Here is a 14,954-nt window from a genome sequence, read left to right on the forward strand (position 1 = left end):
GGGTTCCTCACGGCTACTTTTAATTTGTTTGATTAAGGTCAAGCTTATGCTGGTAAACCCGCATAAAAATATGCGCATGTACTTATTTATTGCATGCCAGTCACTGAAGGGCACTTCTGCAAAGTGTCACTCCCTGGTGAAACAGGCCAAACAAAGGATTCAATGATGAGCAAAGCGCGAGAACAGGCCGTGCTGTTCACCACCCTTTTTCTTTTCTGGATTTTGCTCAACGGCACCGTTTCCCAAGACGTTCTGCTGGTAGGGGCCATCGCTGCCTTCGTCATTGCACTTATGTTTCGTGGCGGGCTGGGGGTGTTGTCTGAGTTGCGGCTTACCCCGCGCGCGCTGGTCACCAGCGTTTTTTACGTCTTCTATTTTCTCAAAGAGCTGGTCAAGTCCAACTTGAAATTGGCGAGCATCGTGCTTTTACCTGCGTTGCCGTTAAACCCCGGCATCGTCAAAGTCCGCACCAAACTCAAAAGCCCCATGGGCCGTTTGCTGTTGACCAACTCCATCACCTTGACGCCTGGCACCCTGACGGTTGATCTGGTGGGCGAATGGATTTATGTGCACTGGGTCACGGTGGAGTCTGATGACGTAGAGGCAGCCACTGCCAGCATCGTGGCCGGTTTCGAGCGCTATCTGGAGGTGATGTATGGTTGATTCACTGGTTTATCTGGCAGCCAGCCTGACCTGTGTGGCGTTTCTGCTGGCCCTTTACCGTTTTCTCAAAGGGCCGTCGGTAGCAGACCGGGTGGTGGCTTTTGACGTGCTGACCATCATTGCGGTGACAGCCATCGTACAAATTGCGTTTGTCCAGGGGCGTGGCATCTATCTGGATGTGGCGCTGGTATACGCGTTGCTGTCATTCCTCGGGGTGATCGTGGTTGCCCGCTACCTTGAGAGGGGCTTGTGATGGATTCGATGCTTGGTATTTTGGGTGGCGTGCTGCTGGTGGCCGGTGCGGCATTCCTGCTTTTGGGTGGTTTGGGCCTGGTGCGCATGCCTGACGTGTTCAACCGGATTCAGGCGGGCACCAAAGCCACCACCTTGGGCACCTTGCTGAGCCTTGGCGGCGCGGCGTGTCTGCAGCCTGATTGGGGTTTGAAGCTGTTACTGATCGGTTTGTTCATCTTGTTCACCAACCCGCTTTCTTCCCAGGTCATGGCCCGCGCGGCACACCGCACTGGCGCGACCAAATCACCTAAAACAAGTGTGGATAGGTTGGCAGAAGACACCGGGGAGACATCATGAGTGACTTGATGAGCATCATGACCGCCGTGTTATGTATCGCCATGGTGGGCGCGGCGCTGGTGGCCATCAGGGGCAAAAGTTTGCCCGTGGCTATTCTTGCCAGCGGCTTGGTCAGTCTGGTGGCTTCGGTGGTCTTTTTGATCATGGCCTCGCCTGACGTGGCCATGACTGAGGCTGCCATTGGCAGCGGCCTGACCACCTTCCTGTTTTTCTTTGTGCTGGGGCGGGTTCGCGCTGGTGAAAAAGATGGAGACGAACGTGGTTAAACGCTTATTCACCTTGCTTTTGCTCGCTGGCATTGGCGGCATATTTTTGTCACTCTGGCTGGGTTACCAACCCGATGCCGAGCTGAACCTGACTGCAAAATACTACGCAGACAACGCACCCACGGCGCTCGGTGCGGCCAACATCGTGACGGCCATTGTGGTCACCTACCGTGGTTTGGACACCTTGGGCGAGGTCACTGTGTTGTTCTTGGCCTCCACCATTGTTGGGCTGGTTCTGGCACTGGGCCGCTCTGCCACCAAAACCGCGCAGCCACTGACGCCCGTGGGCGAATTGCTGACCACCGGCAGCCGCTTTCTGGCCCCGCTCATCATGTTGCTGGGTGTCTATGTGTTTGTGAACGGCCACCTGACGCCAGGCGGTGGTTTTCAGGGCGGGGCGATCATGGCATCCGGCGTGCTGCTGCTGTTGCTGGCTGACCCGCTCAAGCACATTGGGCACGGCCTGATTTCCGTCATTGAATCGCTGGCAGGTCTGGCCTTTGTGGTGGCGGGTTTGCTTGGCTTGGTTCTGGCAGGGGGGTTTCTGGACAATCGGTTCTTGCCCACGGGTGAGTTGGGCGCGCTTTTCTCTGCCGGTGCCATTCCCCTGATTTATTCACTGGTCGGGCTGAAGGTGGGCGCTGAGCTGTCCGGGGTGCTGGCCAATTTGTCTGAGACGGAGGCTTTGTGATGGCGCATATGGCAATGGCGACGGGGTTTCTTTTGATCCTGATCGGGTTTTACGGCGCCCTGACCCAGCGCAATCTGCTGCGCATGGTGGTGGCTTTCACCATTGCAGACACCGGAGTCAACCTGGTCATCATTGCGGTGGGTTACATGCAGGGGCGCACCGCGCCCATCATCGATGCCGCCGTCAAGGCCAGCGAGGCGGCAGCCCGCATCATTGACCCGGTGCCACAAGCCTTGGTACTGACCGCGATCGTGATCGGTGTGGGTGTGACGGCGCTCATGCTGGCCTACATCTACAAGCTTTACGAGACCAAGCGCACGCTCGACATTGCGCATTACACGGAGCTGAAATGGTAAGCGCGCTTTACCTCATTGCGGCCGCGCTGGCTGCGGCCTTCGCCCTGGGTTTGCTCAAAGAAGAGCGCAAGGGTGCCGCTTATGCGGTCACGCTGGTAGCACTGGGCTTCATGGCCTGGGTGTCGGCTGGCTGGCTTTGGGTGTTTGTCTCAAGCCACGCGGCCCCCGTCGAAATTTATACCGCCGGTGCCGAGCCGCCGTTTTCCATCAACTTGCGCATGGGCCTGCCTGAGGCGGCGCTCACCCTGTTGGTCAACCTGACCGGTTTGCTGTCGGCCGTGTACATGAAAGAGTCCTTGTTCAAGCTGGGGCGGCGCGCCATGGCGGTGCTGATCATTGCCATCATGGCGCTGTGCGGCATTATTTTGACGCGTGACATCTTCAACCTGTTTGTGTTCTTTGAACTGGTGGTGATTTCTACCGCTGGCTTGGTCTTGCTGTCTGAAGACAAGCGCGCGCTGGCCGCCGGGTTTAAATATTTGATCGTTTCGCAGGTGATCTCGGTGTTTTTGCTGATTGGCATCATCTTTGCCTACCATGCCACCGGCACCCTCAACATTGACGGCATGGCCAATGCATCGCTGCTCATGCGCACGGGCGGCGTGATGGCTTTTTTCCTGATGTTCGTGGCGGTGGTGGCTGAACTGAAGCCGTTTCCTGCCAATGGCTGGGCGCTTGACATTTATGAATCAGCCCATCCGTCGTTTTCTGCCATTTTCTCAGCGGCTTCAGGCGCTGCCGCCCTGTATGCAGTCGACAAACTGCTGCTGATTGGTGGCCCGCAGTGGCTGCCAATGGCCACTGGCATTGGCGTCATCACGTTTCTGGCGGCGAACATCTTCGCGCTGCCGCAAACCAACGACCGGCGTTTGCTGGGTTATTCCTCCATTGCGCAAACCGGCCTGGTGCTGGCGGTGCTGGGGCAGCGCGACATTTTGGGTGACAGCACATCGTTTGTGGCAATGGGCCTTTTGTTGTCCCATGCCGTGGCCAAGGCCGGGCTCTACTGGCTGTCAGGCCTGGTCAAGGGTCGCGCGCTCACGGACTGGACGGCGCTGCGTGGCCGTCCGCTGCTGATCTTTGCGTTTGTCACCTTCATCTGCATGTTGTCGGGCTTGCCACCATTTCCGGGGTTCTATGCCAAATGGGACTTGGTGCGCTTGCTGGCGGGTGAAGGCCGCCTGGCCCTGCTGGCACTGGTTCTCCTGGGTGCGTTGGTCGAGGCGGGTTACCTGTTCCGTTGGTTTGGCTACATCATCAAGCGCGAGCAAGCCGAGGACAAAGCGGCCTGCACCTTGAACAAGTTGCTGCCTGTGCTAGTGGCGGCTGCAGCGGCTTGGGCGCTGGGCTTTGTCTGGGGCGAGTTGTCTGGCCATGCCAATTTGTTGCTGACCCTGCCTTTGCTGTTTGCCTTGTCGTTCTTGTTTCTGGACTGGCTCCCCGCCTGGGTTAAAAACATCGTGGCCATCGCTGGCATGGTGGCCTTTTTTGCGCTCACCTACACCGAGTACGACCCGCTCAAGCTGATTTTCATCGTCATCTTCCTGATTGGCGGATCGATCACCTTGCTGGCAAGTTTTGACGCTCATGGCCGCCGGGTTGGCTTCTACCCGGCCGCGATGCTGATGTATGCCGGGCTGGCCATGTTGATTCGTGCCACCGACACGTTCAGCTTCTTTGCCGCCTGGGAACTGTTAACGGTAGGGTCTTACTTTTTGATCTTGCGTGGCAAGCATTCCGAGCCGCACGCCCTGTCTTACATCTTGTTTTCCTTGGGTGGCGCGTTCTTGATCTTGTCAGGCTTCGCGTTGGCCGCGCAGGGTGCTCAGCAGTTTGAGGTAGCGGCCCTGAGCCAGTTGGTGGCACCACTTGCACCTTGGGTTTTTCTGCTGTTGGCCATTGGTTTCATGACCAAAACGGCGGCGATTGGCCTGCACATCTGGCTTCCCGGAGCGCACGCCGAGGCTGAGACCGATGTCTCCCCGATGGTCTCGGGCATCTTGCTCAAAGCCGGGTTGTATGGATTGTTTGTATTGCTGATGACCATGGGCAAGCAGCAGCTTTATGGCGTTGAGCTGACCCACGTATTGCTCTGGGTGGCAGCGCTGACCGCCTTGCTGGGCAACCTCATGGCAATTTTCCAGGAAGATGCCAAGCGCTTGCTGGCCTACTCCAGCATTGGCCAAATGGGCTACGCCATGTTTGGCCTGGCCTTGATGAACCATCTGGGCTGGTTGATGGCGATGATGTTTGTCATCAACCACTACATCTACAAAGCCATGCTGTTCCTGTCCGTGGGTGGCGTGGCCAAGCGCACCGGCACCCGTGAGATGTACCGCATGGGCGGCCTGATCACCTTGATGCCGCTGTCGTTCATTGCCACGCTGATCGGCATCATCGCTGTCTCGGGTGTGCCGCCGCTGTCGGGCTTTGGTGGCCGCTGGATTTTTTACAACGCCATCATGACCGCTGACGTGCGCTTGCCCATGGTGCTGATTTTTCTGGCGGGTCCGGTGGCCTTCTTGTACCTGTTCCGCCTGATTCACACCATCTTCCTGGGGCAGCTTAAAGACGAGTTGCGCCGTGTCAAGGAGGCCCCGTTCTGGGTGGTGCTGCCGCAAATGATTTATGTCGGCTTGCTGATTGCGTTTGCCATCTTCCCCGGCATTGCGCTTAAACGTGTGGACACTTACCTCAACCAGTTTTTCCCTACCGGTGGTCTGGGCTGGGCTGGCAATGAGATCACCAGTGCCTACGGCTATTGGAATCCGGTGGCCATCATGATCATCATTGCGGTGATTTTCTGTACGCTGTTTGCCTGGCTGTTGTTTGTCGACCGCAAGGCCCAGAAGGTCAAGCAGTTCAACATTGTGTTCTCTGCTGAGCGGCCGTTCCGCCCGGAAACCACCCACTTTGCCTGGAACTTCTTCGCCCCCTACCGCAAGGCGCTTGGCTTTCTGGTGCAACCCTTTGCCACCCGATTCTGGGCTGGTCTGACCGATGTGCTGCACACCGGTGCTGATTTGTCGCGGCGTTTGTACAACGGCAACGGCCAGAGCTACGCCTTTCACTTTCTGGCCTTCGTCTTGATCGCCTCACTTTTCCGGATGGGAGCCTGACCATGTCATTTGACTGGATGAAAATCCCTTATGCCTTTTTGACGCTGTTCATCGTCGTCAACTTCGGCTTCCTCATGAATGCGTTCATTCAAAAAATAGCGGCCCGCGTCGGTCGCCGCCATGGCATTCCGATCTGGCAGAACTACGTGGACATGTTCAAAAACTATGGTCAGCGCACATCCATCACACATGGGGTCATGTTCTACCTGGGCCCGGTGTTCCGTTTGTCGGGTGGGGTGGGGCTGCTGCTGTTTGTGCCGTCCATTTACGGCTCATACATGTTTTCCAACCTGTCGTTTGCCGGCGACCTGATCCTGGCGCTGTACTTCATCTTTTTTGGCACGCTTGGCATGGCCTTGGGCGCAGGTGAAAGCGGCCACCCCCATGCAGCCATTGGTGTGTCACGCGGTTTGGCCCAGGTGACAACATCGGAGCTGCCGCTGGCGTTGGCTATTTTCTCTGTGGCCTTGCAATACCAAACACTGTCGGTGACGGCCATTGTGGCGGCGCAGCAGGGCGGCTTCATGCATTGGACGGTGTTTACCAACCCGTTGGCAGTGGCGGCCGCGATGCTGTCGTTTTTGGGCTCCATGATGCGTCCACCCTTTGACGTGGTGATTGCCCCGCAAGAAATCCCGATCGGGCCGCCTACCGAGTACCACTCGTCGTATCTGGCTTTGATGCAGACCAACCGGGCGATTTTCCCGGTGGCCAAGATCGTGATCTACATGAATCTGTTTTTTGGTGGTGCCACTGACTGGCCGACCTTCTTCTTCAAGGTGTTCCTGATCTACATGTGGTCGGCCTTTGTGGGTGTGTGTTTCCCGCGCTTTCGGGTCGAGCAGTCGATTCGCTGGTTCTTGGTCTGGGCTGTGCCGCTGGGCATCCTTTCAATCGTATTGGTGTAGTTGACATGAAAGAAGAACTCAAAATCCGTGTGGTCCAGGGCCCTGATGGTGTCAAGTTTGAAGTTGACCCCATGCGTGAGTATTTTTGCGAAGCGCCGCCCTCGGTCCAGCCTCCGGCGTATCTGAAAATTGTCGAAGACCTGTTCAACTGGGCACGTTCCAAGTCGATCTGGATTCTTGGCTTTGGCACCGGTTGTGGCGCCATTGAAATGCGCCCGCTGATGACGCCGCGCTTTGACGCCTACCGCTACGGTGTGGCGTGGCGGCCCACACCGCGTCAGGCCAACCTGCTCATCATCTCGGGCTATTTGTCGGTGAAAACGCTCAAACGTGCCATTCGTGCCTATGAGCAAATGCAAAACCCGAAATATGTGGTGGGCTTGGGTTCTTGCACCATCAACGGCGGCATGTACTGGGATTCTTACAACACCATCAAACGGTTGGACGACTACATGCCGGTGGATTTGTACATTGCCGGCTGCATGCCACGTCCCGAAGCCCTGCTGCAAGGCTTCATGGATTTGAAAAAAATCATTCGTGCTGGCAAAGGCGAGGGCGCCAACCAGTATGCGGAAAACTTTGAGTGGTACAAGGCCAACCAGAAACGTGTCATTCACGACTGGGACATGCCGGACTACAGCTGGTAGGGCGTGATGATGAAAAACCTCCACACCAAACTACAGGCGCTGTTCCCCGTGGGAGAACTCACGCTGCAGCGACCCAACTTGGGCTTCGTCACGGTGCCCAAAGACCATTTGCGCGCCACGCTGATGCACCTGCAGCGCACCGAAGGCTTCACCCACCTGATTCTGCTCACAGCGGTGGACTGGCTTGAAGAGGGCCAGTTTCAGCTCACCTACCTGCTGTGCAACCGCACCAAGCAGCTTGACCTGGGCTTGCGGGTGATGATTGCCCGCGAGGGCGCCAGCATGGACAGCATCCACGATGTCTGGCCCACAGCGGCCACCTACCAGCGCGAACTGCGTGAAATGTTTGGCATTGATTTTCCTGGCAGCCCGCATCTGAACGAAGAGTTCATTCTGGAAGGCTGGAACGACATTCCACCGTATCGCCGCGACTTCGACACCAAAAAATACGCCGAAGCCAACTACAACCAGCGCCCCGGTCGCCAAACCCATGACCCGGCCACCCACATGAAGCAGCAACTCTACCCCGAGGGGCTTTGACATGAACATGTTTGCACCCGACCGTTCCCAATACCCGGCCACCAAGGCCGATGGCTCGCAAGACATTGACCTCACTTCCGGCAAATACCTCAAGCTCTGGCAAGGCCCGAATCACCCCGGCATCACTGGCAATATGTCGGTGGAACTCACCGTGTGTGGTGACGAGGTGGTAGAAGGCAAGACCCACGTGGGTTACCTGCACCGGGGTTTTGAGAAGCTGATGGAGCGGCGTATCTTTATTCAGTGCTTCCCCATCGTCTGCCGCATCTGTGTGCCTGAACCAGACTTCAACGAATATTGTTACGCCGCTGCGGTGGAAGAACTCGCAGGCATCCAATCGCCTGAGCGTTCGGACTGGATTCGCACCCTGATTCTGGAAATGGGCCGCATCAACAGCTACCTGATGTACCTGGGCGGCCAAGCCGGTGCCTTGGGCCTGGGCGTGATCGGGCAGTGGACCACCTATGTGCGTGACCTGATGCTGGACCGTTTTGAAGAACTCACCGGCGCCCGCATCTATCACATGTTCATCGTCCCCGGTGGCGTGCGTGATGGGTTGCCTGACGGTTTTGATGGCCGCATGGAAGAGACTCTGCGCGAGATTGAGCGCGTCATGCAGGATGTGTTTGATGTGATGTTTTGCAACTCGGTCTTCAAAACTCGTACCGTCGGCCTGGGGGTGATTGACCCCGCCTGGCTGGAGATGTATGGCGTGACTGGCCCCAACGCCCGTGGCGCTGGTGTGCCCAAGGATGTGCGCCGGGACCAGCCCTACCTGGTGTACAACCAGTTGGACTTTGAGCCAGTCATTGGCCATGACTCCGACATCTACACCCGCTCTGATGTGCGTCGGCGCGACCTGTTGATGTCGTTGGACCTGGTGCGCCAACTGCTGGCCAAAATGCCCCGCACCGGTCCCCTGATGGCGCCCATGCCCAATGTGCTGCACTGGAAGATTCCGCGTGGCGAGACCTACATTCGTGGTGAATGTTCGCGCGGTGAATACGGCTACTACCTGGTCACCGATGGCAGTGGCTACCCGCGCCGGGTCAACGTGCGCGGCCCCTCGTACACCCACGCCATGACGCTGCTTGAGCGCATGATCGTGAACGTGAACATTTCCGATGTGGCGTCCCTGATGGTTTCGCTGCACACCTACCCGCCTGAGATCGAGAGATAGCCATGAGCGTGCGTGATGTCCTCTCCCCCTTCACTGCGTGGAAAAACGTTTTCCGCGACCCGGTGACCATTCCTGACCCGTTCAACGACCGCCCTGGCGCACCGCGCTACCGTGGTTTTCACCAGAACGACATTGTCAAATGCATTGGTTGCGGCACCTGTGAAACCATTTGCCAAAACGGTGCCATTGACATGGTGCCGGTTGAAGGCATCTCTGCCAAGCAAGGCGACTCTGGCCTGCGCCCCAACATCGACTACGGCCGCTGCTGCTGGTGCGCCCTGTGTGTGGATGTGTGCATGACCGGCTCGCTCACCATGAGCAACGCCTACACCTGGGTCGAGAGTGACCCGGATGCATTCAGGTTCACACCCGGTGTGGACAAAAAACATTGGGACAACGCCGAGCTGGGCTACCAACGCCCCGAAGGCCATCGCCTCACTGAGCCTGATCGCATCGAGATGCATGAGATGGCCCCCGAGGCGCGCATTTGCTCCTTCGCCGAGATCGTGGACGGCTACTCGGTCGAGCAGGCCAAGCTGGAAGCCGACCGCTGCGTGTCTTGCGGCCTGTGCATTGCCACTTGCCCCACCCACATGTCAATTCCGCAGTACATCGCTGCTGTGCGAGATGGCGACTATGAGCGTGGCATTGAGCTGCTGTATGAAACCAATCCGTTCTCAGGCATCTGTGGCCGGGTTTGCACCCACAAGTGTGAAACCTCATGTGCCTCGCGCCATGAAGGTGACCCGATTGCCATTCGTTGGCTCAAACGCCACATCATGGACCAAGTGCCGTTTGAGCGCCGCCGCGAAATCGTGGGCGGCAAGCACTTGCCCGCCACAGGCAAAAAAGTCGCCATCGTGGGCGCAGGGCCCGCAGGTTTGACCGCTGCGTTTGACCTGGCCAAGCTTGGCCACAGCGTCACGGTGTTTGAGGCGCTGGATGCCCCCGGCGGCATGACGCGCTGGGGCATTCCTGAATACCGCCTGCCCTATGACGTGATTGACGAAGACGTGGACATTATCCGCTCAGTGGGCGTGGACATTCGCTGCAATGTGCGCATTGGCACCGACATCACGCTCGATGAACTGCACAACACCCACGACGCTGTGTTGCTTGGCCTGGGTTTGCAACTGGGCCGCGCCACCCGCACACCTGGCAGTGACCACCCCGATGTGCGCAAAGCGGTCGATTTGCTGCGCCAGGCCACTTCATGTGAAGATTTCGGCACACCCCGTGAAGCGGTGGTGATTGGCGGCGGAAACGTGGCCATGGACATTGCCCGCACGCTGGCACGCCTGCAAAAGGCTGCCTATGGCGAGGTCAAGGTCACCCTGACCGCGCTGGAAGACAAGGCGCACTTTTTGGCTGACGCGGATGAAATCAAGGAAGCCGGCGAAGAAGGTGTGCACATCATCGATGCCCGTGGGCCACAACAAGTGATGCTGCAAGACGGCAAGGTGACAGGCCTGAAAACCTGGCGCGCCAAGGCCATTTTTGACGAACAAGGCCGCTTTGCCCCCAGCTTTGATGCCTCTGACGAGCAAATTCATGCGGGCAGCATGGTGGTCGAAGCCATTGGTCAGATGACCGATGCATCCCTGCTGGGCGATGCGCTGACCGAGCAACTGGTTTGGCAGCGTGGCCGCTTGCAGGTGGATGCGGGTGGCCGCACCAGTGAAGCCTGGCTGTGGGCCGCAGGCGACATGGTGCGTGGGCCAGACGTGGTGACCGCAGTCGCCGACGGGCACCGCGTGGCCGCTAGCATTCACTCAACTTTGATTCCTATAGAGGTGACCGCATGACCCAAGCCGTTCGTCGAATTGATGTGTTGCGCAACACCACCAGCGTGGCCGAGATTTTGCAAGTGGCCACCAGCTTTGAGGCCAATGCGCGTGATTTTTACACCGACCTGATCCCCAAAGTGAGCAAGCAAATTCGCTACTTGGTGGAAGAACTTGCGACTGAAGAGCAGGGCCACTTTGACTTGCTGAACACCTTGAGTGCGCGCGAAGACCTGGCGGAGCAGGTCAAGCTGCTCATCCAGCAGCCCGCCAGCGACAGCAAGTTCTCAGACAGCCTGCATGTGCCCAGCTTGGGTGAGCACCCGGATGACCAGGCCGTGCTGCAATACGCCATGGGGCGCGAGCACATTGCCATGACGCATTACACCGAGTTGGCCAAAACCGCGCCGGAGGGCCCGATTCAGGAGTTGTTTCAGTTTCTGGCCAGCGAAGAAACCACGCACAAGCTGGAGCTGGAAAAGCTCTACTACCAAATCGTACACCGGGGTGGCGGGGTTTAGTGGTTGTTTATATAAGAAATAAGCCTCTAGCCCTTGATGAATATGCGTAAGCAGCTATCAGTAATATAGCGGCTGTTGGTTTGTTTCGTTGATGTCACGGGCAGTTTGGCGTGGCTGGGTTGAGTGGCTGTTTTATATAAAAAAATAGGCTTCTAGCCTTTTATATACATGCGCAAGCAGCTATAAATAACATAGTAAAAATAGTTCATCGCGTCAGCGCCATGAACAGCTTGGGCAGTTGCTCCGGCAGGCTTGCAATGTTGTCAATCACCGTGTACTGGCGGCCAAAAATGTCGCTCACATAAGCATCGGCCGCCGCATCCAGGTTGATGCAGTAGGTGAAGATGCCTTGGTTGTCCAGCTCACGCACGGCTTGGTGGGCGTCTTCAATCAGCAGGCGTTCGTCGTGCGCGTCAATGTCTGACGGCTGGCCATCGGTCAGCACCAGCAGCAGTTTTTTGTCAGCTTGCTGCGTGCCCAGTGTGTGCGCTGCGTGGCGCATGGCCGCGCCCATGCGGGTGCTGTAACCGGCCTGCATGGCAGCCAGTCGGGCCTTGACATCATCCCCCCAGCGCTCGCCAAAACCTTTCAGGTGCAGGTAACGCACGTCATGGCGGGTGTTGGAATGAAAGCCGGCAATGGCAAACGGGTCGCCCAGTTGTTCAATGGCCCAAGCCAGCATGGATGCTGCTTCTTGGCTGAGCTGCAGCACGGTTTGATCGGAGCCACGGGCTTTTTCGTTGAGAGACTGCGACAGGTCCAGCAGCAGGGTGACGGCAATGCTGCGGCCATCGGTGGTGTGGCTCATGTTGATGCGTGGGTCGGGCTGGCTACCGGCGCGCAGGTCAATCAGCGAGCGAATCGCCACGTCCAGGTCCAATTCGCTGCCGTCTTCCTGGTAACGCACACGCACTTTGTCTTGCGGTTTGAGTAAGTCCAGTAGGCGCTTGAGTCGTTTGGTCAGCGCACTGTGTTTGGCCAGCAGCGCGTCAATGTCGGCAGCGTTGCCACTGGGGTGCAGCCGCTCGTACAGGCTGACCCAGTCGGGGCGGAAGGTCTGGCTGGTGTAGTCCCATTCCGGGTAATGGCGGGGTGGCAGGCTTTGAATCTCTTGCGTGGGCGGCGTTTGGTCGGGCGCCTCGAACGATTCTTCGTCATCCGAGAGTTCATGAAAGCGCCACAGGTGGCGGTTGTCGTCGCGGTAGTCCACCTCGGTGTCTTTGAACCAGGTGTTGGGCAACTGGTCGCTTTGCAGACGGGTTTTGCCCAGATAACTCAAGGCCAAGCCAGCCATCTCTGACGTGCTCGATTCTCCTTGCGCCAGCAGGGCGTGAAAGCGTTGTACCCAGTCGGTCAGTTGCACTTGCTCGAACCGTTTGAGTGGATTCGTCGAGGTGGGTGACAGCAGCGCGCGTGATAGCAGGGCCAACCGGTGGCGCAGGCAGGAATGCGTGGCCGGGTTGCAGGCGCCCTCTATGGGTGTCGGGTGCAGGGCCATGAAGATGCGGCGCAGGCCGGGGTAGTCGCGCATGGCAAGAGCTTCAACGCGTGAATCTTCAAAACACTCAATCGCCATGCGCTGCGCCGGGCTGAAGTTGTCGCCAAAAATGGCGGTGCTCCAGCGCTTGTGCGCGGCGATGTGGGCCAGCGCAGCGCGGTAGCGGTCCAGACCGCTTATCCCGGCACGTTCGTCATACACATCCGGCATGCGGATGCCCATGGCATCAAAGTAGGGCATGGGCTGGCGTTGCACGTTGAACGCGGTGGAGTAGGGCACCAGCACATCCGCGTCTTGCCATAGGGCGCGCAGGTACAAATCCAGCGCTCGGGTGTGGTCCATCAAAAGTGTGCCGTGGCGCTCGCGCTGCAGCACGGCGCGGCTGTCGGCAGAGGTCAGTGAAAAATAATCACGCTGCTGTTCGGGGTGGTGGCTGTAGTTGCGAATGCCGTAGTCCACCCAGTGGCTCAAGCCCTGCAGGCTGAGCAGTTCAAGCAATTGGGGCGATTTTTCAAAAAAAACAGTCAGGCTGGGGCTGGCATAGGTTTTGTGGATGCCGTGAATGGAGCTGCTGGTGCGCTCCATCAACATCAGGGTCAAATCCAGGTAGTGCTGCAACTGCGCCTGTGTGGGCAGCCGCCGGGCCACTGGCGCCAGGGCCTGCAAAAAGGGTGCAATGGCGTCGCTGTTGGGCGATTTGTTGATCAGCTTGACGGCCGCCATCACTGGGCTCAAGGCGTCTTCGCCCACCAACTGCGCCACACGGGGCCATTCCTGCAAAAAAATCAGCACAGGCTCAGCACCGCGCCCCATCTTGCCCAAAAAGCGGGCTTGTGCCAGGTAGTCATCCAGGCCTTCAACGCTCAGCTTGGCGTTGGCTTCAAGCATGCAAGCGGCAAACACGTCGGCCACTTGGGGAAAGCCGCAGGCCAGCTGTGCGCGCCAAATCTGCAGTTGCTCAGCGTTGGGCGCTACGGCCATTGGGGTGTGGATGAGGTTTGTCATGGTGAGCAAGCGCGGCAAGCCATGACGCTTTTAGCCAAACACCGCATCAATGGCATGGTCCAGCGTGGCGCGAATGTCGGCATCGTCCGTAATGGGCCGCACCAGCGCCATGCGGCAGGCGTCTACCGGCGCCACATCGCCCCGCATCAGCGTAGCGGCATACACCAGCAGGCGGGTGGAAATGCCTTCATCAAGCCCGTGGCCCTTCAGCGCCCGCGCCGTGCCACCAATTTTGACCAGCCGCACGGCATCGGCTAACGGAAGGCCGGTCTCGGTAGCGACGATGCTGGCCTCTAACTCGGGCGGGGGGTAGTCAAAGTCAAATCCGACAAAGCGCTGTTTGGTGCTTTGTTTCAGGTCTTTCATCAGGCTCTGGTAGCCGGGGTTGTAGGAGATGACCAGTTGAAAGTCGGGGTGTGCCTGGATCAGCTCGCCCTTTTTGTCCAGCGGCAACTGGCGGCGGTGGTCGGTCAAGGGGTGAATCACCACTGTGGTGTCCTGGCGCGCTTCGACAATTTCGTCCAAGTAACAAATGGCGCCAATGCGTGCCGCTGTGGCCAGTGGGCCGTCGAGCCAGCGGGTGCCGTTGGCTTCCAGCAGGTAGCGGCCGACCAGGTCAGAGGCGGTCATGTCTTCGTTGCAGGCCACGGTAATGAGGGGTTTGCCCAGTTTCCAGGCCATGTATTCGATAAAGCGCGATTTGCCGCAGCCGGTGGGGCCTTTGACCATGACCGGTAACCTTGCTTTGTACGCGGCTTCATACAGGGCCACTTCGTTGCTTTGTGGCTGGTAGAAGGGCTCTTGGGTGATGCTGTATTGCTGTGCCAGGTTTGTCATTGCGGGTTCCTGTGTGATCGTTTTGGAAGTCGGGTTACAGAGGATAGTCGTCCGGGGAGCTTATCCGGTGGCACCTACTGCGGACATTGTTGGTTTAACCCGCAGCGCACGTTGTGTGTCCGATTCCGCGAATGTCCCCCGGCTCGGGCTACGCCCGAACCTCCTCCTTGATTTCGCTACATCAGACACCCAACGCACGCTGCTTGACGTGTGTGATGTGCCTGCCTGCATTCAACTTCAAGTTGTTGCGTTGTTGTGGAACCGCAGCGCGCGCTGGATGCCTGCCATGAATACCAAAAACGTTTCAGGCATGTTGTGATGGGTTGTCCTGCATAGCAAAATCAAGGA

At 58.1% G+C, this 14,954-nt stretch carries 15 protein-coding genes; 13 read left to right on the top strand and 2 right to left on the bottom strand.

Annotated elements, in window-relative coordinates; all coding sequences use genetic code 11:
• The first annotated feature begins 165 nt into the window (after positions 1-165).
• Genes PHQ58_RS07490 through PHQ58_RS07550 form a run of 13 tightly spaced genes read left to right on the top strand, consistent with a single transcriptional unit; the run spans position 166 to position 11,266 of the window.
• Positions 166-663 carry a Na+/H+ antiporter subunit E gene (locus PHQ58_RS07490; protein ID WP_300109210.1) on the top strand — a complete coding sequence of 166 codons (498 nt, stop codon included), beginning with the start codon at positions 166-168 and terminating at the stop codon, positions 661-663.
• On the top strand, positions 656-916 hold the full coding sequence (locus PHQ58_RS07495; RefSeq protein WP_300109213.1) for a monovalent cation/H+ antiporter complex subunit F: 261 nt from the start codon (positions 656-658) through the stop codon (positions 914-916). Before PHQ58_RS07490 ends, PHQ58_RS07495 begins: the two co-directional genes overlap by 8 nt.
• Positions 916-1,254, top strand: a complete 339-nt coding sequence (gene mnhG / locus PHQ58_RS07500) for a monovalent cation/H(+) antiporter subunit G (protein ID WP_300109215.1) — start codon at positions 916-918, stop codon at positions 1,252-1,254. Before PHQ58_RS07495 ends, mnhG begins: the two co-directional genes overlap by 1 nt.
• Positions 1,251-1,520 carry a hydrogenase subunit MbhD domain-containing protein gene (locus PHQ58_RS07505; protein ID WP_300109218.1) on the top strand — a complete coding sequence of 90 codons (270 nt, stop codon included), beginning with the start codon at positions 1,251-1,253 and terminating at the stop codon, positions 1,518-1,520. Before mnhG ends, PHQ58_RS07505 begins: the two co-directional genes overlap by 4 nt.
• Positions 1,513-2,211 (top strand): hydrogen gas-evolving membrane-bound hydrogenase subunit E, encoded by a 699-nt coding sequence (mbhE, locus tag PHQ58_RS07510; RefSeq protein WP_300109221.1) that lies wholly within the window; start codon positions 1,513-1,515, stop codon positions 2,209-2,211. The genes PHQ58_RS07505 and mbhE overlap by 8 nt, the downstream gene beginning before the upstream one ends.
• The gene (locus tag PHQ58_RS07515) at positions 2,211-2,567 is read left to right on the top strand and encodes a sodium:proton antiporter (RefSeq protein ID WP_300109224.1); all 357 of its coding nucleotides are present in this window, start codon (positions 2,211-2,213) and stop codon (positions 2,565-2,567) included. The genes mbhE and PHQ58_RS07515 overlap by 1 nt, the downstream gene beginning before the upstream one ends.
• Positions 2,561-5,686, top strand: a complete 3,126-nt coding sequence (locus PHQ58_RS07520; RefSeq protein WP_300109227.1) for a proton-conducting transporter membrane subunit — start codon at positions 2,561-2,563, stop codon at positions 5,684-5,686. The genes PHQ58_RS07515 and PHQ58_RS07520 overlap by 7 nt, the downstream gene beginning before the upstream one ends.
• Positions 5,687-5,688: 2 nt before the next feature.
• Entirely contained in the window at positions 5,689-6,594 is a 906-nt protein-coding gene (locus PHQ58_RS07525) for a respiratory chain complex I subunit 1 family protein (RefSeq protein ID WP_300109230.1), read from the top strand.
• A gap of 5 nt (positions 6,595-6,599) precedes the next feature.
• On the top strand, positions 6,600-7,241 hold the full coding sequence (locus PHQ58_RS07530) for an NADH-quinone oxidoreductase subunit B family protein (protein WP_300109232.1): 642 nt from the start codon (positions 6,600-6,602) through the stop codon (positions 7,239-7,241).
• 9 nt (positions 7,242-7,250) lie between these two features.
• Complete coding sequence (locus tag PHQ58_RS07535; protein ID WP_300109235.1) at positions 7,251-7,781, top strand: NADH-quinone oxidoreductase subunit C; 531 nt, start codon at positions 7,251-7,253, stop codon at positions 7,779-7,781.
• Position 7,782: 1 nt separating this feature from the next.
• The gene (locus PHQ58_RS07540; RefSeq protein WP_300109238.1) at positions 7,783-8,961 is read left to right on the top strand and encodes an NADH-quinone oxidoreductase subunit D; all 1,179 of its coding nucleotides are present in this window, start codon (positions 7,783-7,785) and stop codon (positions 8,959-8,961) included.
• Positions 8,962-8,963: 2 nt separating this feature from the next.
• Entirely contained in the window at positions 8,964-10,766 is a 1,803-nt protein-coding gene (locus PHQ58_RS07545; RefSeq protein WP_300109240.1) for an FAD-dependent oxidoreductase, read from the top strand.
• Entirely contained in the window at positions 10,763-11,266 is a 504-nt protein-coding gene (locus tag PHQ58_RS07550; RefSeq protein ID WP_300109243.1) for a ferritin family protein, read from the top strand. Before PHQ58_RS07545 ends, PHQ58_RS07550 begins: the two co-directional genes overlap by 4 nt.
• 205 nt (positions 11,267-11,471) lie before the next feature.
• Here the strand turns inward: PHQ58_RS07550 and PHQ58_RS07555 are convergent, their stop codons facing one another.
• Both PHQ58_RS07555 and PHQ58_RS07560 read right to left on the bottom strand, forming a co-directional pair.
• Entirely contained in the window at positions 11,472-13,769 is a 2,298-nt protein-coding gene (locus tag PHQ58_RS07555; protein WP_300109246.1) for a VWA domain-containing protein, read from the bottom strand.
• Between the two features lie 30 nt (positions 13,770-13,799).
• On the bottom strand, positions 13,800-14,606 hold the full coding sequence (locus tag PHQ58_RS07560; protein ID WP_300109249.1) for a CbbQ/NirQ/NorQ/GpvN family protein: 807 nt from the start codon (positions 14,604-14,606) through the stop codon (positions 13,800-13,802).
• Positions 14,607-14,954 lie beyond the last annotated feature (348 nt).

It is taken from the genome of Rhodoferax sp., from assembly GCF_028688795.1.
Lineage (GTDB): Bacteria > Pseudomonadota > Gammaproteobacteria > Burkholderiales > Burkholderiaceae_C > Rhodoferax.

Excerpts from the sequence above, each read along its gene's own strand:
- PHQ58_RS07490 (WP_300109210.1), top strand. The coding sequence starts at position 166 with ATGAGCAAAGCGCGAGAACAGGCCGTGCTGTTCACCACCCTTTTTCTT.
- PHQ58_RS07495 (WP_300109213.1), top strand. The coding sequence starts at position 656 with ATGGTTGATTCACTGGTTTATCTGGCAGCCAGCCTGACCTGTGTGGCG.
- mnhG (WP_300109215.1), top strand. The coding sequence starts at position 916 with ATGGATTCGATGCTTGGTATTTTGGGTGGCGTGCTGCTGGTGGCCGGT.
- PHQ58_RS07505 (WP_300109218.1), top strand. The coding sequence starts at position 1,251 with ATGAGTGACTTGATGAGCATCATGACCGCCGTGTTATGTATCGCCATG.
- PHQ58_RS07515 (WP_300109224.1), top strand. The coding sequence starts at position 2,211 with ATGGCGCATATGGCAATGGCGACGGGGTTTCTTTTGATCCTGATCGGG.
- PHQ58_RS07520 (WP_300109227.1), top strand. The coding sequence starts at position 2,561 with ATGGTAAGCGCGCTTTACCTCATTGCGGCCGCGCTGGCTGCGGCCTTC.
- PHQ58_RS07525 (WP_300109230.1), top strand. The coding sequence starts at position 5,689 with ATGTCATTTGACTGGATGAAAATCCCTTATGCCTTTTTGACGCTGTTC.
- PHQ58_RS07530 (WP_300109232.1), top strand. The coding sequence starts at position 6,600 with ATGAAAGAAGAACTCAAAATCCGTGTGGTCCAGGGCCCTGATGGTGTC.
- PHQ58_RS07535 (WP_300109235.1), top strand. The coding sequence starts at position 7,251 with ATGAAAAACCTCCACACCAAACTACAGGCGCTGTTCCCCGTGGGAGAA.
- PHQ58_RS07540 (WP_300109238.1), top strand. The coding sequence starts at position 7,783 with ATGAACATGTTTGCACCCGACCGTTCCCAATACCCGGCCACCAAGGCC.
- PHQ58_RS07545 (WP_300109240.1), top strand. The coding sequence starts at position 8,964 with ATGAGCGTGCGTGATGTCCTCTCCCCCTTCACTGCGTGGAAAAACGTT.
- PHQ58_RS07550 (WP_300109243.1), top strand. The coding sequence starts at position 10,763 with ATGACCCAAGCCGTTCGTCGAATTGATGTGTTGCGCAACACCACCAGC.
- PHQ58_RS07555 (WP_300109246.1), bottom strand. The coding sequence starts at position 13,769 with ATGACAAACCTCATCCACACCCCAATGGCCGTAGCGCCCAACGCTGAG.
- PHQ58_RS07560 (WP_300109249.1), bottom strand. The coding sequence starts at position 14,606 with ATGACAAACCTGGCACAGCAATACAGCATCACCCAAGAGCCCTTCTAC.